The following is a 21,277-nucleotide window of genomic DNA, read 5'->3' as shown; positions in this document are numbered from 1 at the left end:
CCTTCCGAACCCTTCCGAACCCTTCCGAACCCCTCCGCGCCCCTCCGGACCCGCCGTTCCATAAACGGAACGTTCTGTTTGTGGAACACTAGAGAGGAGGACGGAGACCCGTCAACCACGGCGACGACAGCGGGAGCGCGATCCGGCGATGGGGCTGAACGACGAGGTGGGGCGCAGGCTCCGGGAGCTGCGCACGGCCCGGGGCCTGTCGCTCTCGGAGCTGGCACGACGCTCCGGCGTGGGCAAGGGCACGCTCTCGGAGCTGGAGAGCGGCACGCGCAACCCCACCCTCGAGACCCTCTACGCCCTGACCACCGCGCTCAACCGGCCGCTCAGCGCGGTCCTCAGCGACGACCCGCTGCCACACGCCGACCAGCACGAGGGCGCCGTCTCCGGCAGCGCGGTCACGGCGGTCCTGATCGAGCGGCACGAGGACGCGGACGCCGCCACGGACGTCTTCCGGATCACCATCGCCGCCGGCGCCACACAGGAGTCGGCGGCGCACGTCGCGGGTACGACGGAGAGCCTGATGATCCTGAGCGGCACGGCCGTCGTGGGAGTCCTGGACGCGCCGCGCAGCGTCGGGCCGGGCATGTCGGTGAGCTGGCCGGCCGACACCGCCCATCTCTACAGCGCCCCGCACGGCGACGTGCACGGCATCCTCTTCGTGCGCTACCCGGCCGCCGCCCTCTGACGCAGGCTCAGCTCCGGCAGCACCGCCGAGCCGAGGCACAGCCCGGCTTCCGTCAACGGGTGCTGCACCTCCCGGCCTGCCGACCGGCCCGCCGGACACAGCGGACGGAGTGGCCGCGAACGAGTGACGGCGGAGCAAGTGGCAGCGAACGAGTGGCAGCGAACGAGTGGCAGCGGACGAAGCGCAGCGGACGCGAGCGGTCGGTCCGCCGTGACGCCTGATCAGGTAGCGTGCACAGCCATGGGTGAGCTGATACTGATCAGGCACGGCCAGACCGAATGGAGCCTGTCGGGTCGGCACGCCGGCCGCACGGACGTTCCGTTGACCGAGGCGGGTGAGGCCGCGGCCAAGGCGCTCGCTCCCCGGCTGGCCGGGCGCCCGCTGGCCGGCGTGTTCAGCAGCCCGCTGAGCCGATCCCTGCGCACCGCCGAACTGGCGGGCCTGACCGGCGTCAGGCCCGATCCCGACCTGGTGGAGTGGGACTACGGCGGCTATGAGGGCCTGACCGCGGAACAGATCCGTCGGACGCGGCCGGGCTGGGACCTGTGGCGCGACGGCGTTGTCCCGGGCGACACCGACCATCCCGGCGAGCGCCTCGAGCAGGTGGCCGCGAGGACGGACGCGGTGCTGGACAGGATCCGGCCGCTGTTGAGCGACGGCGACGTGGCCGTCGTCGCCCACGGCCATCTGGGACGAGTGCTCACGGTGCGCTGGCTGGGCCTGGACGCGTCGGCCGCCCGACTCCTCGGCCACCCGCATCCGGGGACCCTCGGCTTCCTGTCGGCCGAGGACGGGCAGCCCTTCATCTCCGCCTGGAACGTTCCCTAGCGGCGAGGCCCTGGGCGGCGACGAGGACGAACTCCTCATCCATACGATCCTCCCCTGGCGGATCTGATTCTCTTCGATCTGGACGGCAGCTGCGGGACCTCCCCGACCACCTGAAGCCCGTCGATCACCCGCCGGCGATCCCGCCGTCGGCCACGACGCCCGTCACGCGGGCACCGGGCACGGCGAGCGCACAGTCGGCGAATGAACCAGGATGACCCCCATGGCAGTCGAAAGTGTCTTGTATCCGAGCCTGATCGTCCCGATCGGACACGTCGAGCCTGTACCGCGTCGGATCCGCGGAATGATCGGCGGGCGCGTCGTCTTCGACACGCGCCGTGCCCTGTACGTGTGGGAGTGGCCGGCCTACCCGCAGTTCAGCATCCCGGTCGAGGACCTGGTCGACGGCGTGCTGCGCGACGAGGGCCACACGGAGCAACGGGGTGCCGGTCCCGCACGCCGGCACACCCTGGAGGTCGGCTCCGAGGTGCGTGCGGGCGCGGCATGGGTCTGGAGCGAGGGCGCCCCGGGACCTGTTCGGAACACCGTGCGCTTCGAGTGGGACGCGCTGGACTCCTGGTTCGAGGAGGACGAGCCGGTCTTCGTCCACCCGAGGAGCCCGTACACCCGCGTGGACGCCCTGCGGTCCTCCAGTGCCGTCCGGGTGGAACTGGACGGGGTCGTACTGGCGGAGGCGCCCCATTGCGTGAAGCTGTTCGAGACAGGTCTGCCGACCCGCTACTACCTTGACCGCACCTACGTCGACCGGACCCGGCTGCGGCACTCGGACACGGTGACCCGATGCCCGTACAAGGGGACGACGAGCGGCTACTGGTCGTTCGACGGCGCCACCGCCTCCCATGAGGACATCGCCTGGACGTACGACTTCCCGACCCCGCAGGCCCACCACATCGCCGGTCTGATCGCGTTCTACAACGAGCACGTCGATCTGTACGTCGACGGCGCCTTGCTGCCGGGGCCCGCCGACCCCACCGGCGCGGCCTCCCGGTAGCACGGCGCCGCGCCGCCCCCTTCCTCATCGCCGAGAGCATCAGCGGGCGTTGCCCGGCCCGTCCGCGGCTCGATCCCAGCGCGGTCAGGAGAGTTCGAGCCCTCCGTCGACCGTCAGGATCTGTCCCGTGACGTGTGTGCCCCGTGGATCGGCGATGCGCAGGATCCAGTCCGCCACCTCTCCGGGGTCGCCGATGCGGCCGGTCGGGGTGCGCTCGCGCTCGTGGCCGCGCACCTCCCTCACGGCGTCCTCCGGCAGCCCCGCCGCGGCCAGTACGCCGGTCTCGGTGGGACCCGGGGCGACGGCGTTGACGCGCACCCCCTCGGGCGCGAGCTCCAGGGCCCAGCTGCGGGTCAGTTGCTCCAGCGCGCTCTTCGTGGCGGCGTAGTGGGCGCCGCCGGCCAGGGGGCGGTGACCGTAGGTGCTCGAGACGTTGACGATGGAACCGCCTGTGGCGCGCAGGTGGGGCAGCGCGGCGTGCGCGAGCAGGCTGGGCGCCGTCACATTCAGCTCGAACAGCCGGTTGATCACGGTGCGGTCCGTCTCCGCCAGCGGCATCAGGGCGGCGGCCCCGGCGTTGTTCACCAGGAGGTCGAGCCGCCCCCATCGCTCCACCGCGGTGGCGACGATCTTCGCGGCGGCGCCCTCCTCGCGGACATCGGACGGCAGGACAGCGATGCCGGAGTGGGCGCGGGCGGTCTCCTCCAGAGGCTGCCGCCTGCGCCCCACACCGAGGACGCGGGCCCCCGACGCCGCGAGGGCGATCGCGGTGGCCCTGCCGATGCCCGATCCTGCGCCGGTGACGATGGCGACGCGGTCGGAAAAGTCCATGACGTGAACTCCTCGCGTGGTACGGATACGACGTACTGACCGGGATGACCTCGGGCCTGTGACAGGACCCGAGGCGTGACCCGCGTCACCCGCGAGGAGCACGGTCACGAGGGGCGCGGCGAACCCCGCTCTCACGGGGCGGCCTTCGCCAGGTCGACGGTGTCGTAGATCGGGAAGACGTGATGCAGGCCCGTGATGGCGAAGATCCGCCGGATGCCGGGATGGCTGATGGCCAGTCTCAGCTCTCCGCCGTGGGGCGCGATGTGGTTCCGGATGCCGACGAGCGCGCCCAGGCCCGTGGAGTCCATGAACTGCACACCGAGCAGGTCGAGGATCAGACGGTGGTGGCCTGTGCGGATCCGGTCGAAGACGTGTTCGCGGATCTGTGGTGCGGTGTACATGTCCGCCTCGCCGTGGATCTCCACGATGGTCCAGTCGTTCTCTTCGCGGTGGCTGATCTCGAATTCGTGCCGCATGACCGGACCAACCGGAATGCCTTGGGGAGAGGTTGCGGCCTACCAGGGCCGCACATTCGTTCCGCATATGCACGAACGAATGGCCAAAGGATCATCAAGGTGCGAACGCCTGGCCAACGGTTCACCCGTGGGGTGGAGCGACAGCGGCGCCCCATGAAGGTACGTTTCACCACCTCGATTCCTACGCCCCCCTCGGTCGGGAGTCGAGGCCCGCGGCTCCGCCCCCTTGTACGCAGCCCGTACAACCCCCAGGGCGGCGGAGCCGCACCCACCACACGGCCGGAGACCGGTGTGTCGGCCGATGTGGCGAGCAGGGGCGGGCTGCCTGCCACAGGGGGAACGCGGCTCGCCCCTGCTCTCCCGGAAAGCCGTGCGCGCCGATAGGAACTCCCTGTAGCAGCTCTGGCGGCACGTCACCGGGCACCGACGCCGCCCGAACGCGCCGCCGGTGCTCAGGACAGGGGCTTCTGGAACCAGGCCACGTCCCAGAACCTCCCGAACTTCCGCCCGACTTGTTCGTAGACGCCCACGGGCCGGAAGCCGAAGCGTTCGTGGAGGCGCTGCGACGCTTCGTTGGGCATGGTGATTCCGGCGAGCGCCCTGTGAACGTCTTCGTGCTCCAGCGCGTCGAAGAGCGCGGTGTACAGCAGGCTGCCGATGCCACGGCCCACGTGCTCGGGCGCCACGTAGACGCTGGTCTCCACGGAGGTCGCGTAGGCCTGCTTCGGGCGGAACGCGCTGCTGGTCGCGTAGCCGAGGAGCTTTCCGCTCTCTTCGGCGACGAGGAGCCGGTGTGGACCAGAGCCGGGATGGGCCTCCAGCCACGGCCGGCGCTGGTCCACGGTGAGCGGCTCGATGTCGAAGGTGATCGGTGTCTCGGTGACGTAGTGGTTGTAGATCCGGGTCAGTTCGCCGAGGTCGTCCTCGGTGCCGGGCCGGATCCTTGCCCCCGGGTCAGCGCTGTGTCCGTTCACGTTCGTATGCACGGGTACGACGGTACGCGGCGATGGTTACATCGTTGTTTCCTCCGGGCCGTGACCGGCCTGTGGGCCGTGACCGGACCGTCCATGGCCGGTCCGGTCGTGACCGCCTCGGCCGCCCGTCAGGCGGGATTGTCCCCGTGGGTGAGCGTCTCCCAGGCCACGAACAGGGCGTTGGTGCCGGCCGGCCGGTTCTGCTGGGTCAGGGCCTGGGTGTTGGTCATGGCGATGCCCAGCCGGTTGTGGAGGGCGTTGTAGCCGACCTCGGTGACCGGGCCGAGGCCGCGGTTGACCGAACCGCCGCACAGCCAGCTCGGCACGGAGGCGCCGAGCTCGTACTTGGACTGGAAGCCCAGGGCCTGTCGCAGCCGCTCGCCGACGTCGGTGCCGTACAGGTCCTGGCCCTGGATCCTGCTGGTCTCGGCGACGTGCGAGATGGCGGAGATGCCGTACCCGGTGTGGGTGAAGTCGCGGCACGTCTCCTGGGTGAGTCCGGTGACGAAGGTGGACTGGCCCTGCCAGTAGGAGACGATCTTGTCCCTGGTGTTCAGGTTCTGGCTCGGCACGGTCTTGGGCAGGTCTCCGTCGGAGGCCAGGTAGACGTACGCGGCGGTGCGGGTGCGGAACTTGGCCATGGCCGTGTCGTACGACGCCTTGTCCTCCAGGAAGACGGAGATGCCGACGGCGGCCTCCATCATCGAGAGCTCCCAGTTGCCGTTGGAGTTGGAACCCTTGATGACCACCGGCAGATAGACGTCGCGCAGCATGGTGGCGAAGCGGCCGGCGTTCGGCCAGCCGCCGGTGTAGGTGTACTTGATGATCTCGGCGGCCTTGGGCCAGGAGGAGCCGGCCCAGCCGGTCTGCAGCGGCGCGTTGCTGTTGGTGTGGCTCCGGATCACGGCCGACCAGGCGTCCATGATCTCGATGGCCTTCTGGGCGTAGCGCGCGTCGCGGGTGATGTACCAGGCGAGCGCGTCCGTGTAGGCGGCGATGGCGTCCTGGCGTTCGTCGGTGCAGCCGTAGTTCGGGTTCGAGTACGAGCCGCACTCCACGGTCGCCCAGGGCTTCGGCGTGCGGCTGAGACTGGCGTAGGAGCTGGCCGCCATCTGGTCGTAGGCGCCCTTCCAGGGCTGGACCCCGGCCAGCACCTTGCCGCGGGCGAAGTCCAGTTGGGCCCGGGACACGGTCACGCCCGGGTGGACGAACGTGGTGGGTGCGGCCTCGGCCCGTGGGGCCCTCGGCAGGAGCAGGCCGCCGGTCAGGACGGCGACCAGCGCGAGGAGAAGTGCGGCTCGGGATCCGCGGCGCGAGTGTGGGGGAGCGGCAGGCATACGACGGCCATCCGTTCTTGTATGTGAACGATGTGTGAGGGGTTGAACGCGTGTGCTCGCCGTGACCATAGGTACGAACTAATGGACCGTCAAGAGGTGGCAGCGGGGGATGTCAAAGTGCTGGTCAGCAGGCGCTGTTGCGGGGGAGGATGGCCACCATGACGGACGAAGGCCTCTCCATCGACCCCACCAAGCCGAGCATCGCGCGCGTCTACGACTACCTGCTCGGCGGCAAGGACAACTACGCCGTGGACCGGGAGATCGGCGACGTGTTCAAACGCGACCTCCCCGGCTCGGTGGCCATCGCCTTCGCCAACCGCGCGGCCCTGACCAGGGCGGTCGGGGAGATCGTGACCACCACCGACGTACGGCAGTTCATCGACCTGGGCAGTGGTCTGCCGACGGCCGACAACGTCCACCAGGTCGCGCAGCGGCACGCTCCGGAGTCGAGGGTCGTGTACGTCGACACCGACCCCCAAGTGCTGGTCCACGGCCGCGCGCTGTTGGAGGAGAACGACCGGACCCGGGTCGTCGCGGCCGACGTACGCAAGCCCGACGACATCCGCACCCACCCGGACACCGTGGAGCTGATCGACTTCGATCGCCCCGTCGCCGTCATCTTCAGCGCCATCCTTCACCACGTCAACGACGAGGAGGACCCGGCCGCGATCGTCCGTTACTGGCGCGAACAGGTCGCCTCGGGCAGCTACTTCTTCGTCAGCCACTTCCGTTCCGGCAACAACCCGGAAACCGTGGAGGCCGAGGGAGTCCTCCAGCAGACCTTCGGCCGCGGCCGCTGGCGCACCGACGCGGAGATCGAATCCCTGCTGGACGGCCTGGAGATCCTCGACCCCGGAATCGTCCCCGCGTCCCTGTGGCGCCCGGAGACCGTGGACAACCGGTGGAACAGCGACGGCGAACGAGAACTCACCGTCTGGGAGCGCCTCATCGCCGCCGGATTGGCCCGGAAGGCGTAGCCGGTACGACGGGGACCTCGCCCACGCGCACTGCGCCTCGACCATGTGGAGTGGCCACACACGTCTGACGTCACGCGCATGGGTCGATCACATGTCGGATCCGGTCGTCGGGCCGTATCGTGCGCGGCACGCGACCGGACGATCGCAGCCCGGTGCGCGACGAGATGAGGAGTCGCCGAACATGACGCGTCACGCCGAGGCCCCTCGCCACGAGGCCCCGCCGGAGACTGATCCGTACGAGGAACTGACGGTACCCGTCAGCGGCGGCGAACTCGCCGTGCTGCGCTGGCCGGCGGCCGAACCGGGCGCTCCCGTCGTACTCGCGGTGCACGGCATCACCGCCAACGCGCTCTCCTGGGCGAGGGTCGCCCACCACCTCGCGGGCCGGGCCACCATGATCGCGCCCGATCTGCGGGGCCGGGGCGGCAGCCGGTCGCTGCCCGGACCGTACGGCATCGCCGCCCACGCCGCGGACATGGCCGCGATCGCCGACGCGTTCGGGCTGCGGGAGGCGGTGCTCGCCGGCCACTCGATGGGCGCCTTCGTCGGCGCGTTCACCGGCGTGCACCATCCCGCGGGGTTCGGCTCGCTCGTCCTCGTCGACGGCGGGCTCGGCTTCCCCGCGCCGACCCACCTGGACCCGGACGCGCTGCTGGACGCCGTCATCGGCCCGGCGATGCGCCGGCTGGCCATGACCTTCCCCGACCGGCAGGCGTACCGCGACTACTGGCGGGCTCATCCGGCCTTCGCCGACTCGTGGTCGGCGTGGGTGGACGCCTACATCCAACGCGACCTCGTCGGCACGGAGCCGCGACTGCGCTCGTCCTGCGTCCGCGACGCCGTACGCGAGGACGGCACGCAGGTGCTGTGCGATCCGGAGGTACTGGCCGCGCCGCGCCGACTGGAGCTTCCGGCCCGGCTGCTGTGGGCCGACCGGGGTCTCATGGACGAGCCCCAGGGGCTGTACGACGAGCGGCGGCTGGCCGCCGCGGGCCTCGACCCCGCCCGGCTGGCCACGCACCGGGTCGCCGACGTCAACCACTACACCGTGCTCGTCGGCGACGACGGCGCGCGCACGGTGGCCGGCCATCTGCTCGACGCGGCGGGCGTGAGCGACGGCGTGTCCGGTACACGTGGCTGACCGGGTGGACGCCGGCCCGTACGCGGGCTTCCGTGTGGTGCAGTCGTTTCCGGATGCAGGGGAGTGAACTATGCGGGTTCCGATGACGGTCGCGGACTTCCTCGAGCGGGCCGAGCTGGGTTTCGCCGCCGACACCGGCGTGGTGGACGAGCCGGATCAGCCCGGCGTGCCGGTACCGGAGTCGACGTACGGGCGGCTGGGCGAGCGGGTGCGCGCCTGGCAGGCCGGCCTGGACGCGCTGGGCGTCGGTGAGGGCGAGCGGGTGGCGGTGGTCGGCCACAACTCCGCACGGCTGCTGGAACTGCTGTTCGCGGTGCCGATGAGCGGGCGGATCTGCGTACCGGTCAACTTCCGTCTGGGACCCGATGAGGTCGACTACGTGGTGCGGCAGAGCGGCGCGTCGGTGCTCCTCGTCGACCCCGAACTGGACGAGGCGCTGTCCGGGGTCAAGGCGCGCCACCGTTTCGTGCTCGGCGAGCAGACCGAGTCCGAACTGATGCGGTTCGGCGTCGCCCCCCGCCCGTGGTCCCGCCCGGACGAGGACGCCACCGCGACGATCAACTACACGTCAGGGACCACCGCCCGCCCGAAGGGGGTGCAGCTGACCCACCGCAACATCTGGGTGAACGGCATGACCTTCGGGCTGCACACCCGGGCGTGGGAGCGCGACGTCTACCTGCACACCCTGCCGATGTTCCACTGCAACGGCTGGGGCATGCCGTACGTGATGGCCGGCCTCGGTGTGAAGCAGGTGGTCCTGCGCAAGGTCGACGGCGCCGAGATCCTGCGCCGGGTCGACCGGCACGGCGTGACGCTCATGTGCGGGGCGCCGGCGGTGTGGAAGGCGGTGCTGGACGCGGCGGCGTCCTGGGAGGGAGAGATCCCCGGCCGTGACCGGGTGCGGATCGTGTGCGCGGGAGCCCCGCCGCCGAGCACGCTCATCCAGCGGGTGGGCGAGGAGCTCGGCTGGGAGTTCACACAGATCTACGGCCTGACCGAGACGTCCCCGCTGCTCACGTTCAACCGGTCCAGGCCCGCCGACGCGTCGCTTCCCGCGGACGAGCGGGCGCGCAAGCTGTCCCGCGCGGGACTGCCCGCCCTGGGAGTCAGGCTGAAGGTATCCGAGACGGGCGAGGTACTGGCCCGGTCGAACGTCGTGCTGGACGGCTACTGGGACAAGCCGGAGGAGACCGCGGCGGCCCTGGAGGGCGGATGGTTCCACACCGGCGACGGCGGCAGCGTCGACGCCTCCGACGGTCACCTGACGATCTCCGACCGGAAGAAGGACGTGATCATCACCGGCGGCGAGAACGTGTCGTCGATCGAGGTGGAGGACGTGATCTTCAGCCACCCGGCGGTCGCCGAGGTCGCCGTCATCGGGGTGCCGGACGAGAAGTGGGGCGAGACGGTCAAGGCCCTCGTGGTGCTCGCCGAGGAAGCCACGGCGACCGAGGCCGACATCATCGCCCACTGCAAGCAGCGCATGGCCGGCTACAAGGCGCCGACGAGTGTCGAGTTCCGCGACGCCATCCCCCGTACGGCCACCGGCAAGATCCAGAAGTTCAAGCTGCGTCGCCCGTACTGGTCCGGCCGGGACCGGAAGGTCAACTGACCACGGCCCTGCCGCGAGCGGTTCCGCCCAGGCGGGACCGCCGGCGGTGCGGTCACGCGGCGGCGCACAGGAGTCAGCGCGACGCCGGCGGAGACGCCGGCCGGCCGAGGGCGCCGTCGACACAGCCCGCCATCCAGTCCTCGGTGGTCCGCACTCCGTCCGTCTCGGCGTGCTCACCGCACTCCGACCTCGCCGCGCCGTCGTAGGCGGACGACGCGTTCACGGGGTTGCCGAGGTGTGTCGCCGGCAGCCCCTGGCCGTAGTGATAGCCCTTCTCGTACTGCTGGCCGGGACTGTCCGCGCATCCGGCCACCAGCAGCAGCGGGGCTGCCAGGAGTGCCGGCAGGTGTTTCCTCATCTGCCTTTGCGTCTCCACGAGTTCATCGATGGCGTGCGCCACGTGCGGATCCTAATGGGTGTCCTGGGCGTGAAAACCCTGTGGAAGCGGTGTCGGTGGGGCCGCTTATGCTGCACCGGACGATCACAGCGGACCAGGGGAGGGCGCGGCATGTTCGGCAAGCTGTTCGGCAAGGGCGGTGGGGGAAGACCGGCGGATCCGCACGCTCTTCCCGTCCCTCGCAGGCCCAAGAACGGTATGTACACGCTGCGCGCGCTCGGGGACACGCGGGTGCTGGCGCTGGTGGAAGCGGCCGGCGCCGGTGACTGGGAGGCGGTCAAGTCGGCGCTGGCCCCCTTCGACCTCGGCCGCGACCACCTCGTCCTGGGTGAGCTCGCCGACCTCGACGGCGTGCAGGCCTGGATCGGCCGGGCCGTCGAGGAGGACAAGGAACACCGGGCGACGGCCCTGCTGATATCCGGGGCGCGTCACATCAAATGGGGCTGGGAGGCACGTACCTCCGCGCGTGCCGTGCATGTCAAGCCGGAGCAGTGGCGGCTCTTCCACGAGCGGCTGCGCATCGCCGAGGAACAGCTGCTCGAAGCCGCCGAGTTGCGGCCGGAATGGGTCAGTCCGTGGCGTCGCCTCCTCACCTCCGGCCGTGGCATGTCGCTGGGCTCCGCCGTCAACGAGACCCGGCTCGACGCCGCCCTGCGCCGCGACCCGCCGGACCTGGAGACGCACATCGAGTGGGTGTCGCAGCTACAGCCCCGCTGGGGCGGAGAGCCGGGCCAGGCCCTGGCGTTCGCGCGTGAGGCGTTCGCCGGCGCGCCCGAGGGCCATCGGCTCGGCTGTGTGATCGCCATGGCGCACATCGAGGACTGGGTCGAGTCCGACCGTGACGACTGCCTCGCAACGCCCGAGATCCAGGACGAGCTGCTGGAGGCGGCCGAGCACAGCATCCTCCACCCCGCCTACGTGCGTCGCCCGGGCTGGCAGCACGACTTCAACATGTTCGCCATGGCCTTGTCGCTGGCCTGCGAGCGCATCGCGTTGCCGCGTGTCTTCCGGGAACTCCAGGGTGCCTACACCTCATGGCCCTGGAGCTACGTGGGGCAGCCGGAAAAGATGTACGCCCGCGCCCGGCGGAACGCCTGAGCCCGCCACCTCGCCCGTCCCCTTCCCACCACCCCACTCCGGACTGCCCGATGACTCTGCCCGACACCGCTGCGAACCAGACCGGCGCCGACCGCACCTTCCAGGTGGATCTGCGCGGCCTCGTCGATCTCCTCTCCCACCATCTCTACTCCAGCCCCCGCGTCTACCTGCGTGAACTGATGCAGAACGCGGTGGACGCGCTGACCGCCCGGCAGCGCCTCGAACCGGACGCTCCCGCCGACGCCTTCGGCGTCCGCCTGTACGCCGACGGTTCCGTCGTACGCGTCGAGGACGACGGCATCGGACTCACCGAGGCCGACGTGCACAGCTTCCTCGCCACGATCGGCCGGAGCAGCAAGCGCGCCGAGAAGATCGCCGAGCAGCGCGGCGACTTCATCGGCCAGTTCGGCATCGGGCTGCTCTCCTGCTTCCTGGTCGCGGACGAGATCCACGTCCTCAGCCGCACCGCCCGCACCCCTGACGCACCCGCCGTGGAGTGGCGGGGACGCGGCGACGGCAGCTACACCGTCCGCACCCTGCCCGCCTCCGCACGGCCCCGGCCCGGCACCACCGTCACCCTGACGCCGCGCGCCGACGCGGGGGAGTGGACCCGGCCGGCGCAGGTGCACGCGCTGGCCCGCCACTTCGGCTCCCTGCTGCGCCACCCGGTGACCTTCGACGACGGCACAGGCGGCCCCGGCGGCCCCGCTGGTTCCGGGGGCCCTAGCGTGTCCGTCAACCCCGAGCCCGCACCCTGGGCGCGCACGTACCCCACCCCCGGAGCCCGGTCCCGCGCGCTGGCCGCGTACGGCGAGGAGGTCTTCGGGTTCACGCCTCTGGACACCATCGAACTGGACCTGCCCGCCGTAGGCCTGAAGGGCATCGCGTGCGTGCTGCCCGAGTCGGTGCCCGCCGGGCGCCGCCACGGCCACCGCGTGCACGTCAAGGGCATGCTGCTGTCCGAGCAGGCCGAGGACATCCTGCCCGAATGGGCGTTCTTCGTCCGCTGCGTCGTCGACGCCGAGAGCCTGCGCCCGACCGCGTCCCGCGAGTCCCTGTACGAGGACGACACCCTCGCCGCCGTCCGGGACGCCCTCGCCGAGCGGCTGCGCGCCTGGATCGCCCGGGCCGCGGCCAGCGACCCGGACCTGCTGGGCCGCTTCCTCCAGGCCCACCACCTGGCCGTGAAGTCGCTCGCGGTGCACGACGACGAGATCCTGCGGATGCTGCTGCCCTGGCTGCCGTTCGAGACGACCGACGGGCACTGCACCCTCGACGAGTTCGCGCGCACCCACCGCACCGTGCTCGTGACGTCCAGCGTGGAGGAGTTCCGGCAGGTCGCGGCGATCGCCTCGGCCGCCGGGCTCGGCGTCGTCAACGGCGGCTACACCTACGACCGCGAACTGGTCCACCGGCTGCCGGAGATCAGGCCCGAGGCCACGGTCGCCGACCTCGACCCGGCGACCCTCACCGCCCACCTCGACCCCGTCGACCGCGAGACGGAGCTGGCCGCCGCGGCCTACCTCGCCCAGGCCCGGGACGCCCTCGCCGTCTTCGACTGCGACGTCGCGCTGCGCACCTTCCAGCCCGCCTCCGCGCCCGCCCTCCTCGTCGACAGCCGCGAGGCCCGGCACGAGCGCACCCGCTCCCAGCTCGCGCGTGAGCAGGAGGGCGGACTGTGGGGTGACATCCTCGGCGCCCTGCGCCAGGAGGTCCCGCGCGCCCAGCTGATCCTCAACCAGCTCAACCCGCTGGTCCGCACCGCCGTCGCCATCGACGAGCCCGAGCTGGCCCGCACCAGCGCCGAAGCCCTCTACGGGCAGGCCGCGATGCTGTCCCGGCGCCCGCTCAGGCCCGCCGAGTCGAGCCTGATCAACCGCTCCTTCCTCGATCTTCTCGCCCACGCCCTCCGCAAGGACAGCTGACGATGCCCACCGCACCCCATCCCCAGAGCACGGACGAGCTGTACCAGGCGCTCCAGGAGAACCAGCGGCGCCCCTACGGCCGCACCCGCACCGTCACCGCCGAGGAACTCGTCGACGCTGCCGAGCGGTTCGCGGAGCCCGTCCCCCTCGTCCGCACCCTCCTCGAACTCCAGGAGGCCTACACCTACGGCTCCGAACCCCGGAAGTCGCCGGTCGTCTTCGCCCGCCTGCTCACCCTCTTCGACGAGCAGCCCGACGTCTTCGACGAGCGCCTGCGCCACCTGCTGTTCTGGCGGTTCAAGTGGGTGTCGGGCGCCCTGCGCCAGCTGCCCGAGATGCCACTGGCCGGCCTGCGCCAGTGGCTGACGGAGATGCGCGACCGGTACGAGAAGGCCGGCCTCGGCCTCCAGCCGTACTACGGACAGGCGTACCAGCTCGCCGCCCATGTAGGTGAGGACACCGCCCTCGCCTACGAGCTGTGGGCGGGCCGCACCCGGCTCAGCGACTGCGAGGCCTGCGAGATCTGCGAGCGTGCCCGGTACCACCTCGCCGCGGGCGACGACGAACGCGCGCTGCGCGTCTGGGAGCCCGTCCTCGCCGGAAAGGAGTCCTGCCAGGAGGAGCCGGCCCGTTCGGTCTCGTACGCACTGTTGCCCCTGCTGCGCACCGGCCGCACCGACGACGCCCGCGAACTGCACCTCACCGGCTACCGCCTCGCCCGCCGCAACCCCTCCATGTCCGGGGAGGTAGGCCGGCACCTGGAGTTCTGCGCACTGACCGGCAACGAGGCACGCGGCCTGGAACTGCTCGCCGAGAACCGGATCCTGTTCGACGAGGTCGACTCGCCGCTGGACCAGCTCGACTTCCTCACCGGCGTCGAAGTCCTCCTGAAGCGCGTCGAGCACCTCGGCCACGGCGAGCTGCCCGCCGCCGGACACGCGGGCCGTACCTGGACGGTGGCCGGCCTGCGCGCCGAGGTGCGGGGCCGCGCCGACGACCTCGCCGCCCGCTTCGACGCCCGCAACGGAACCACCACCCACACCGACCGCCGCAGGGACCGCCTCGACCGCGCCCCGCTCCTGGACGCGCTGGAACTGACCCTGCGCACCCGCGGCCTCGACGATGTGGCCCAGGCCTCCCCGGCCGCCGCACCCGCAGCCGCCCGCCCGGCAACCGACGTCCCCGGATCGCTGCCCGAACTCATCGTCCGGGCCCGGACCTTGGACGAAGAGGGGCACCCGGACGCACGAGCCTGCTGGGCGCGGCTGCGTACCCTCGTCGCCGCCCCCGACTACACCCATCCCGATGACCCGGCCGTGGGCCCGCTCGTCCGGCTGCGCGCGGACCTGCTGACCGAGGAGGGGAACCGGGCGGGCGAGAAGGACGAGTTCACCGACTCCGCCGCCCTCCACGAGGAGGCCGCGGCCCTGTACGACGCCGCCGGCCTGCCGGGCCACGCGGCGCTCGCCCGCGCCTGCGCCCTGCTGGCCACCGCCGAGATCCCTCCGGAGGGCGCGGAGGGAGCCGAGGCGAAGGCCGCCGCACTGACCGCCGCCCACGCCTCCATGGTCCGCCTGCACGAGGAGACGCCCGGCCTCGCGCCGTACCAGGAGGCCCGCCTGCTGCGGCTGCGGGCGACCGCGCTCGGCCTGCGCCTGCAGACGTCGAGGAGCGAGGAGCACGCCGCACCCGTCTTCGCCGAGGTGGACCGACTGCTCGCGTTCGCCGGCCGGCACGAGGTCGACGGGCAGATCTCCGGCGCCCTGCTGCTGCGCGCCAGCACCTACGCCATCTCCGGCGACCTGCCCGCCGCGGTCACCGAGATCGACGCCCTCCTCGACCGGCTCAAGGCGCACGGCCCCGCCTGGCACCTGCCCCGCACGCTCGGACTGCGCGGCCGGCTCCAACTCGTCCTCAGGGACGCGCAGACCGCGTACACGAACCTGACCGAGGCCCTGCGACTGGCCGCCGACTGGCCGGCCGACGCGGTCGACACCAGCCGCCTCCACGGTGATCTGGCCGAGGCCTGCATGCACCTCGGCCGACCCGACGAGGCACTGCGGCACCTGACGCGCTCTGCGGAGCTCGGCCTGCGCCACGGCAGCCGGACGGACGCGTTCTGCGCCTACGGCAACGCCGCCCAGCTCAGCCTCGACCTGGGCCGCGTCGAGGACTGCATCGCCCTGCTCGACTCCCTGCTGGCCGAACCGGACGTCGCCGCAGGGGAGCTGGACGACCGGCTCGTCGCCCAGTTGCGCCTGACCCGCGCCCGCGCGCTGCACGCGGGGGAGGACCTCAAGGCCGCCACGGCGGAGTTCGTCGCCCTCGCGGCCGAGTCGGCCGGCTGGGACGACGACCCGGGGAGCCACGCCATGATCGCCGCGGAGACGGCCGTACTCCTCGGCGAGTCCGGCGAGTTCGGCCGGGCCCGTGAGGCGGCGGACCAGGCACTCGCCGCCCACGCCCGGGAGCCGCGCTACGAGCAGCTCAGCAACTGCCTGCGCGAACTCGCCCGCCTCCAGGCCAAGCAGCAGGGCCCCGAAGGCCTGGCCGACGCCCGCGCCTTCCTCGCCGACGCCGGCCGGATCGCCGACGAGGCCCGCGCCGCCGAGTACGAGGCGCACGGCCGCTCCCTGGACACGGCACTGGCCTACGAGCACGGGCGGATCAGCGCCTACGCCGGCGAGTACGAGGACGCCCTGGCCGCTCTGGACAAGGCCCTCGCTCTGCTCGGTGAGCCGGGACCGGAGAACGACCACGCCGGCGAGTGGGCCGAGTGCGTCCGCCTCGCGGGCGCCGTGGAGGGCATCTACCTGGAACGCACCGCCCCCGCCCTCACCCGCCTCGACGCGGCGGTCTCCCGCCTGACCGCCCTGGGGCACACCGAGGAGGCCGAACCCCTCGCCGCGTTGGCGGCCAGGCTGCGCGACGAGGAGTGACGCATCACGCCCGGTGCCGGGGCGGGCCGCCCGCCCCGGCACCGGAGTGCTGATCCCGCGCGAGGAGGTGCGCCGCCGGCGGTCAGTCCTCCGGGACGGCCTCGCCCACGAGCGTGCGCAGCTCGCGGTCGAGCGCGGGCAGGTGGTGTGTCCGGCCCGTCGTGGTGAACCAGTTGTGGAGCTCGAGGGCGAGCGCGAGGCGGTAGAGCGGCAGACGCGAGCGCCAGGCCTCGGGCCACTCGCCGGGCCGCCGGCCGGGTGTGCGGACGCCGTACCCGGACAGCAGCCCGGCCCTCTTCGTCGGGTCGCCGTGCAGGGAGAACGCGTCGAGACGCACGAAGTCCATCAGCGGGTCGCCCGCGTGCAGGTTCTGCGGGTCGAGCAGGCCCGTCAGCGTGCAGGTGCCGTCCTCGGCGATCTCCACCAGCAGATTGGGCTCGTGCACGTCGCCGTGGCAGTAGGCGGGCCGGGGGCACGCGGCGAACGCCGAGGCGTGCGCGGCGACGTGCGCGGCGATCCGGTCGGCCAGGGCGGGGTCGGCCGTGTGCTCACGGAACTCGCCCAGATAGCGTTCGAACATGCGGGCCATGTGTGCGGAGTTGTCCGGCAGTGGGTCGCGGATCTCGCCGCTGACGTAGCCGTAACCATGGGCGGGGACGGCGTGCAGGCGTCCCAGCACCTGACCGAGCTGCCGGTAGACCTCATGGCGCTGAGCGCACGAGAGCTCGTCGTCGACCGCCGCGAGCGTACGGCCCGGACGGAGCGCGGAGATGACACACGGACGGCCCGCGAGCGCTTCGGCGGACCTGCTGAAAGCCAGCACGCGCGGCGAGACGTCGATGCCGTGATCCGTCAGGAACCTCAGGGCACGTGCCTCCTTGGCCGCGAGCCACAGGTCGTCGGTCCCGTAGATCTTCAGCACGACCGGCGCCGCATCGGCGTGGGCGAACTCGATGCGGTACGCGCCGGTGACCGATCCCTCGGCGAACCGCGAGACGGCGCGCACCGGGCCGTACGCGGGCACCAGGCCGGCGCAGAGTGCGCCCGCGCGTTCCACGGTCAGCTCTTCGGACACCCGAGGACCCTACGGGGGCCCATCCTCATCTGCCACGGAATATGCGCGGGGCCCGCCGTGCCCGCTCACAGCAGAGCGGTCAGCCTCTCCACGCTGCGTGCCCCCTCACGCCGCACGCCCAGGGGGATCAGTGCGGCACGGGACGGCAGCCGGACGCCCCCGGTGAACGCCACCCGCGTGCCCGGGCCTTCGGGCGTCGCCGCCACACCGATCAGCAGGAACCGGCTCTGCAGCCAGCACCAGCCCGGCCGCTGCACCCCGCGCAGCCGCGCCCGCATGCCGTATGTGCTCTGCGCGAGCGCCTCGACGCGCTCGCCCTGCCGGCGCACGACCCGCAGCCGCCGCATGTCGGTCACGACCTGACCGAACCCGCCCTCCAAGTCGCCCAGCAGGGACCAGACCCGCTCGAAGGGTGCGTCGAGATACGCCTCGGTCACATGGGCGCCGCGAATCCCGGCGGCCAGGGCGTGCAGGCGGCGTACCGGGTCGAGGTCGGTGGTGGGCCAGAGCTCGTTCATGACGTCCACGCCTTCCGGAAGGTGTCGCGGGCCCGGTGCAGCCGCGACTTGACGGTGCCCGTGCGCACACCGAGCAGTGCCGCGGCGGTGCGCTCGTCCAGGCCCTCCACGTCACGCAGCATCAGCACCGCCCGGTGTTCGGGGGAGAGCCGGTCCAGCACGTCCCTGATGTCGGCGGCCAGTTGAGGGTCGCCCCGCGCGGGGAGCGCGCTGAGGTCGGCCGGTACGGCGCGGGCCGTGCGGTGCGCGACGCGGACCGCCTCGCGCACCGCGATGGCACGGACCCAGCCCCGCAGGGCGGCCGGGTCCTTCAGGCTGCGCAGCGATCTGAAGACCGCCACCAGGGCCTCCTGCGCCGCGTCCGCTCCCTGCTCCAGGGCGATGGCCGAGCAGACGCGGCCCACGTACGGGGCGAGCAGGTCCATCAGGTCGGCCATGGCGAGCGTGTCGCCGCGCTGCGCGGCTCGCACGAGCCGGACGGTCCGGTCATCGGATCGTTCATCGGATCGTTCATCGGGCACGTGCCTCATCCTTCCACCGCGCCACGCGCAGGGCGGCGATCGCCAGGACGGCGCACAGCGGGGTGTAGAGCGCGAGGTTGAGCCAGTAGAAGGCGGAGCCGGTCTCCTTGGCGAACAGCCAGTAGATTCCCGCGAGGGCGCGCAGCGAGAGGCCCGCGGACACGGCCAGGGTGCCGAGGCGGAGGACCGCAGGCCCGGGCCGGCGGGAGTGGGCGACGACGAGGGCGGCGGCGCTGAGCAGGAGGGCGACGAGCGGAAGCAGGATCGGCGGGGTGAACGGCACATCCGTACCGAGAACCGCTTCGGACAGGCTCCTGTCGTCGGTCGCGGGCCAGGTGGCGCCCGTCGTCCAGTACAGGTGAAGCAGTGCGTCCGCGGTGAGCACCGAGGCGACGAGCGCGGCGGCGCGGGTGGGGGCGGGTGCGTCGGGCCGGTACGACACGGGAATCCTCCTGCGGGACTTCGGCGATCCGTCACCCTCCAGAGGGACCGTCCCCGCGAAACGTTCCACCGGTGTACGGAAATTCTTCCGAGCCGCGCGAGCCCGCCCTGCCCTGGCCCCACCGCGTCCGCCGGGGAGTCGCGGGCCTCCTCGGCCGGCCGACCTCCTGCCGCTGTCGCCGCCCGGGCGTGGCCGGCCCCGGGGGCCGTTCAGATCCAGAAGGGAGCCGTGGGGACCTTGTCGACCCCGGAGGCGGTGAGCCCCGTGCCGGGGGAGCGGCCGCTGAGCCAGGCGAGGAGGTCGGCCTGCGGCCCGCTGACCGTGGGGCCACCGGTCCCCAGGGCGTGGGCGAGGCCGGTGTCGGTCGCCTCCAGACGCAGCGCCGGGATGTCCGGCCGCCGCGCGAGTGCCTCGACGATGTCGTCGGTGATCCATCGGGCGGCGTCGGCCGGTATGTCGCAGAAGCCGTAGCCGGCGTCCAGGTCGGCGTGGTGGATCTCCAGTTCCCGCAGCAGGGTGGGCACGAGGGTCGTGGGCGTCCGCAGCTCGCCGGTGCGCATCCGGACCTCGCGATGCCAGGCGGCAGGGGGCAGGGCGCGTACCGCCTCCTCGAAGCGGGCGACGGTGTCGCGGACGTCGGCGACCAGGTCGGCGACCGGCCGTCCGGCCCCGGCCTCGATCTCGGCGGCGCGGGCGTCCATGCTCGCGTACTGCGGTGTCTCCACGCCCGTACGGGCCCAGGTGAGCAGTCGGCAGAGGCTGTCCGCGGCGCGTGCGACATGGGTGATGACATGGCCGCGGGTCCAGGGTGGCACCAGCGTGTCGCCGGCGACCTGGGCGTCGGTGAGGGAGGTGACGGTGGCGGTGAACCGGTCCATGGACGCGGCGATCGACTCCAGAGCCTCGAGCTCCTGCATGACACCCCTTGAAAGACTTCCGTTATGCGGAATTCAATGGTCGGATTACGGAAAGGCTGCTCGACTGTAAGGAAGCCGCTTCCGCGACGTCAACCAGCTCACGTCGTCCGCGTGTTCAACGGCGCCGGACCTCGAGTCGGGGCCGACGCCTCGACACACCGCCGTGGTCGTCGCCCGTTCCGGGATGCGGCTTCGATACCGGTGGGTAACGTAGAGAACGGAGATGCACGAGGCCGGCACGAGGCCGAGGCGGGAGACGCATCCCTTCTGTCACACCGTGGTACGCGGGGTGGAGACCGATGGCGACGGGCGAGACGCGGCGACACAGCGAGGCCGCGCGTCGTCGCCGGAGACGGAAGGAGCGACGGTGGGTACAGCACCAGAGACCTTGCAGCATGCGGAACCGACGCGGGAAGAGGCCCGCGACAGCGAGCGCTCATGGTTCCTCGACACCGACACCGGGGAGCTGAAGCCCGACGAGCCGGACCAGCGGTCCGATCGCGACCCCGAGGCCGGGCCGCGCGCCGTCAGGGTGTCCCGCTGGACCTTCGATTGACCGAGCTGCCCGAGGACCGCGTCTGGGCCCGGCACCGGCGGCGTACGGGCTCGGTCCTGATCGTGGGTGCGGGAGCGGTGGGCGGATTCCTGGCCGAAGAGCTGGCGCGGATCGGGTTCAGCTCGCTGCGGCTGATCGATCCGGACACGCTCGAGGTGGAGAACCTGGTCCGGCACCCGCTCGGTGCCACTGCCCTGGGACGGCCCAAAGCCCCCGCACTGGCCGAGAAGATCCGCCGCGACTTCCCGCCGTGCGACAGCACCGGCCTGTGCGCCGACTTCCTCGCGCTGCCGGCCGACCGGCAGCGGACCCTGGTGGGCGACGCCGACGTGGTCGTGGCCGCGACCGACTCGGCCGCCTGCCAACGTCACGTCAACCGGGTCGCGTTGGCGGTCGGCAGACCGGCGGTGTATCCGGCGCTCTGGGTGGATCCCCGGATCCGTGACGCCGAGGTCGGCGAGATCCTGTGGGTGCTCCCCGGCAGGCGAACGCCCTGCTACGAGTGCGCGGCGGCGTTCCGGCGCGCGGCGTCCGACACCGAGGCCGCCCGCGGCGCCCGGGTCGACATCCAGCTGGTCTCCCTGGTCACGGCACACGTCGTGGCGGCGCTGGCTCACCCCGGCGACGACCTCTCGGCGATCCTCGACCGCGAGCGCACCGCCGTCTACCTCCACGGATTCACCCCCACCTCCGCGGGCGTGCGGCCCGTGTTCCCCACCTCGGGGCTGAGCAGCCGCAGCGTCCGGGTCCCCTTCCCGGCCCGGCCCTGCGCCGCGTGCCGTGGCTGGCGCCACGTGGCCACGTCCGACGCGTCGGCCACGCTCGGAACGGGCGAGGGGGACGGCGGCGAGCGGCCGCGACGAGGTCGCCCGACCGCCGTCGCCTTCGCCGCACTCCTCTTGATCACGATGGTGCTGTTCGTCGTCGCGGTGGCCGAAGGCCCGCACTCGTGAACCCCTCCGCTCCGGGCGCTGCCGGCGGGCGGTGGGGCGGCAGGCGCGCCCGGGGTG

At 72.1% G+C, this 21,277-nt stretch carries 21 protein-coding genes; 11 read left to right on the top strand and 10 right to left on the bottom strand.

Annotation, left to right across the window (positions count from 1 at the left end):
- Positions 1 to 148: 148 nt before the first annotated feature.
- From ABZ484_RS34330 to ABZ484_RS34320, 3 genes are all read left to right on the top strand, one after another.
- Positions 149 to 694 (top strand): helix-turn-helix domain-containing protein, encoded by a 546-nt coding sequence (locus ABZ484_RS34330; RefSeq protein ID WP_358869872.1) that lies wholly within the window; start codon positions 149 to 151, stop codon positions 692 to 694.
- Between the two features lie 240 nt (positions 695 to 934).
- Complete coding sequence (locus tag ABZ484_RS34325) at positions 935 to 1,522, top strand: histidine phosphatase family protein (RefSeq protein WP_358869871.1); 588 nt, start codon at positions 935 to 937, stop codon at positions 1,520 to 1,522.
- 220 nt (positions 1,523 to 1,742) lie between these two features.
- Positions 1,743 to 2,531 (top strand): DUF427 domain-containing protein, encoded by a 789-nt coding sequence (locus ABZ484_RS34320; RefSeq protein WP_358869870.1) that lies wholly within the window; start codon positions 1,743 to 1,745, stop codon positions 2,529 to 2,531.
- A gap of 84 nt (positions 2,532 to 2,615) precedes the next feature.
- On the opposite strand, the gene ABZ484_RS34315 is transcribed toward ABZ484_RS34320, so the two are convergent.
- From ABZ484_RS34315 to ABZ484_RS34300, 4 genes are all read right to left on the bottom strand, one after another.
- A complete protein-coding gene (locus ABZ484_RS34315) occupies positions 2,616 to 3,362 on the bottom strand; it encodes an SDR family oxidoreductase (RefSeq protein WP_358869869.1) in 747 nt (248 codons plus the stop codon).
- A gap of 131 nt (positions 3,363 to 3,493) precedes the next feature.
- A complete protein-coding gene (locus tag ABZ484_RS34310) occupies positions 3,494 to 3,838 on the bottom strand; it encodes an STAS domain-containing protein (protein ID WP_358869868.1) in 345 nt (114 codons plus the stop codon).
- 452 nt (positions 3,839 to 4,290) lie between these two features.
- Complete coding sequence (locus ABZ484_RS34305; protein WP_358869867.1) at positions 4,291 to 4,824, bottom strand: N-acetyltransferase family protein; 534 nt, start codon at positions 4,822 to 4,824, stop codon at positions 4,291 to 4,293.
- A 116-nt stretch (positions 4,825 to 4,940) separates the two neighbouring features.
- Positions 4,941 to 6,149 (bottom strand): alginate lyase family protein, encoded by a 1,209-nt coding sequence (locus tag ABZ484_RS34300; RefSeq protein WP_358869866.1) that lies wholly within the window; start codon positions 6,147 to 6,149, stop codon positions 4,941 to 4,943.
- Positions 6,150 to 6,307: 158 nt separating this feature from the next.
- On the opposite strand from ABZ484_RS34300, the gene ABZ484_RS34295 reads away from it, so the two are divergent.
- From ABZ484_RS34295 to ABZ484_RS34285, 3 genes are all read left to right on the top strand, one after another.
- A complete protein-coding gene (locus tag ABZ484_RS34295) occupies positions 6,308 to 7,126 on the top strand; it encodes an SAM-dependent methyltransferase (RefSeq protein WP_358869865.1) in 819 nt (272 codons plus the stop codon).
- A gap of 181 nt (positions 7,127 to 7,307) precedes the next feature.
- On the top strand, positions 7,308 to 8,267 hold the full coding sequence (locus tag ABZ484_RS34290) for an alpha/beta hydrolase (RefSeq protein WP_358869864.1): 960 nt from the start codon (positions 7,308 to 7,310) through the stop codon (positions 8,265 to 8,267).
- A gap of 70 nt (positions 8,268 to 8,337) precedes the next feature.
- A complete protein-coding gene (locus ABZ484_RS34285; RefSeq protein ID WP_358869863.1) occupies positions 8,338 to 9,879 on the top strand; it encodes an AMP-binding protein in 1,542 nt (513 codons plus the stop codon).
- Positions 9,880 to 9,952: 73 nt separating this feature from the next.
- Here ABZ484_RS34285 and ABZ484_RS34280 read toward each other — a convergent pair whose 3' ends face one another.
- The gene (locus tag ABZ484_RS34280) at positions 9,953 to 10,237 is read right to left on the bottom strand and encodes a hypothetical protein (protein ID WP_358869862.1); all 285 of its coding nucleotides are present in this window, start codon (positions 10,235 to 10,237) and stop codon (positions 9,953 to 9,955) included.
- Positions 10,238 to 10,387: 150 nt separating this feature from the next.
- On the opposite strand from ABZ484_RS34280, the gene ABZ484_RS34275 reads away from it, so the two are divergent.
- From ABZ484_RS34275 to ABZ484_RS34265, 3 genes are read left to right on the top strand one after another with little or no spacing between them, the layout of a single operon-like run.
- On the top strand, positions 10,388 to 11,374 hold the full coding sequence (locus ABZ484_RS34275) for a hypothetical protein (protein ID WP_358869861.1): 987 nt from the start codon (positions 10,388 to 10,390) through the stop codon (positions 11,372 to 11,374).
- Positions 11,375 to 11,424: 50 nt separating this feature from the next.
- Positions 11,425 to 13,299 carry an HSP90 family protein gene (locus ABZ484_RS34270; protein ID WP_358869860.1) on the top strand — a complete coding sequence of 625 codons (1,875 nt, stop codon included), beginning with the start codon at positions 11,425 to 11,427 and terminating at the stop codon, positions 13,297 to 13,299.
- 2 nt (positions 13,300 to 13,301) lie between these two features.
- The gene (locus ABZ484_RS34265; protein WP_358869859.1) at positions 13,302 to 16,238 is read left to right on the top strand and encodes a hypothetical protein; all 2,937 of its coding nucleotides are present in this window, start codon (positions 13,302 to 13,304) and stop codon (positions 16,236 to 16,238) included.
- Positions 16,239 to 16,320: 82 nt separating this feature from the next.
- On the opposite strand, the gene ABZ484_RS34260 is transcribed toward ABZ484_RS34265, so the two are convergent.
- From ABZ484_RS34260 to ABZ484_RS34240, 5 genes are all read right to left on the bottom strand, one after another.
- Positions 16,321 to 17,313, bottom strand: coding sequence for an aminoglycoside phosphotransferase family protein (locus ABZ484_RS34260; protein WP_358869858.1), 993 nt, complete (start codon positions 17,311 to 17,313; stop codon positions 16,321 to 16,323).
- A 65-nt stretch (positions 17,314 to 17,378) separates the two neighbouring features.
- On the bottom strand, positions 17,379 to 17,831 hold the full coding sequence (locus ABZ484_RS34255; RefSeq protein WP_358869857.1) for a hypothetical protein: 453 nt from the start codon (positions 17,829 to 17,831) through the stop codon (positions 17,379 to 17,381).
- On the bottom strand, positions 17,828 to 18,301 hold the full coding sequence (locus ABZ484_RS34250; RefSeq protein ID WP_358869856.1) for an RNA polymerase sigma factor: 474 nt from the start codon (positions 18,299 to 18,301) through the stop codon (positions 17,828 to 17,830). The genes ABZ484_RS34255 and ABZ484_RS34250 overlap by 4 nt, the downstream gene beginning before the upstream one ends.
- Positions 18,302 to 18,341: 40 nt before the next feature.
- Complete coding sequence (locus tag ABZ484_RS34245) at positions 18,342 to 18,794, bottom strand: DUF3995 domain-containing protein (RefSeq protein ID WP_358869855.1); 453 nt, start codon at positions 18,792 to 18,794, stop codon at positions 18,342 to 18,344.
- Between the two features lie 209 nt (positions 18,795 to 19,003).
- Positions 19,004 to 19,711, bottom strand: coding sequence for a maleylpyruvate isomerase family mycothiol-dependent enzyme (locus tag ABZ484_RS34240; protein WP_358869854.1), 708 nt, complete (start codon positions 19,709 to 19,711; stop codon positions 19,004 to 19,006).
- Positions 19,712 to 20,078: 367 nt separating this feature from the next.
- Here ABZ484_RS34240 and ABZ484_RS34235 point away from each other — a divergent pair, with 367 nt between their 5' ends.
- Together ABZ484_RS34235 and ABZ484_RS34230 are read left to right on the top strand one after the other, a co-directional pair.
- Entirely contained in the window at positions 20,079 to 20,267 is a 189-nt protein-coding gene (locus ABZ484_RS34235; protein WP_358869853.1) for a hypothetical protein, read from the top strand.
- The gene (locus ABZ484_RS34230; protein ID WP_358869852.1) at positions 20,264 to 21,220 is read left to right on the top strand and encodes a ThiF family adenylyltransferase; all 957 of its coding nucleotides are present in this window, start codon (positions 20,264 to 20,266) and stop codon (positions 21,218 to 21,220) included. Before ABZ484_RS34235 ends, ABZ484_RS34230 begins: the two co-directional genes overlap by 4 nt.
- Positions 21,221 to 21,277: the final 57 nt, after the last annotated feature.

It is taken from the genome of Streptomyces sp. NPDC006393, assembly GCF_040628575.1.
Classification (GTDB): domain Bacteria; phylum Actinomycetota; class Actinomycetes; order Streptomycetales; family Streptomycetaceae; genus Streptomyces.
Note: the sequence above shows the minus strand (reverse complement) of the source record. Positions and strands in the feature narration are given on the sequence as shown.

Bases quoted from the DNA above. Each gene is read 5' to 3' on its own strand.
- ABZ484_RS34330 (WP_358869872.1), top strand. From the start codon at position 149: ATGGGGCTGAACGACGAGGTGGGGCGCAGGCTCCGGGAGCTGCGCACG.
- ABZ484_RS34325 (WP_358869871.1), top strand. From the start codon at position 935: ATGGGTGAGCTGATACTGATCAGGCACGGCCAGACCGAATGGAGCCTG.
- ABZ484_RS34320 (WP_358869870.1), top strand. From the start codon at position 1,743: ATGGCAGTCGAAAGTGTCTTGTATCCGAGCCTGATCGTCCCGATCGGA.
- ABZ484_RS34315 (WP_358869869.1), bottom strand. From the start codon at position 3,362: ATGGACTTTTCCGACCGCGTCGCCATCGTCACCGGCGCAGGATCGGGC.
- ABZ484_RS34310 (WP_358869868.1), bottom strand. From the start codon at position 3,838: ATGCGGCACGAATTCGAGATCAGCCACCGCGAAGAGAACGACTGGACC.
- ABZ484_RS34300 (WP_358869866.1), bottom strand. From the start codon at position 6,149: ATGCCTGCCGCTCCCCCACACTCGCGCCGCGGATCCCGAGCCGCACTT.
- ABZ484_RS34295 (WP_358869865.1), top strand. From the start codon at position 6,308: ATGACGGACGAAGGCCTCTCCATCGACCCCACCAAGCCGAGCATCGCG.
- ABZ484_RS34290 (WP_358869864.1), top strand. From the start codon at position 7,308: ATGACGCGTCACGCCGAGGCCCCTCGCCACGAGGCCCCGCCGGAGACT.
- ABZ484_RS34285 (WP_358869863.1), top strand. From the start codon at position 8,338: ATGCGGGTTCCGATGACGGTCGCGGACTTCCTCGAGCGGGCCGAGCTG.
- ABZ484_RS34280 (WP_358869862.1), bottom strand. From the start codon at position 10,237: ATGAGGAAACACCTGCCGGCACTCCTGGCAGCCCCGCTGCTGCTGGTG.
- ABZ484_RS34275 (WP_358869861.1), top strand. From the start codon at position 10,388: ATGTTCGGCAAGCTGTTCGGCAAGGGCGGTGGGGGAAGACCGGCGGAT.
- ABZ484_RS34270 (WP_358869860.1), top strand. From the start codon at position 11,425: ATGACTCTGCCCGACACCGCTGCGAACCAGACCGGCGCCGACCGCACC.
- ABZ484_RS34265 (WP_358869859.1), top strand. From the start codon at position 13,302: ATGCCCACCGCACCCCATCCCCAGAGCACGGACGAGCTGTACCAGGCG.
- ABZ484_RS34255 (WP_358869857.1), bottom strand. From the start codon at position 17,831: ATGAACGAGCTCTGGCCCACCACCGACCTCGACCCGGTACGCCGCCTG.
- ABZ484_RS34240 (WP_358869854.1), bottom strand. From the start codon at position 19,711: ATGCAGGAGCTCGAGGCTCTGGAGTCGATCGCCGCGTCCATGGACCGG.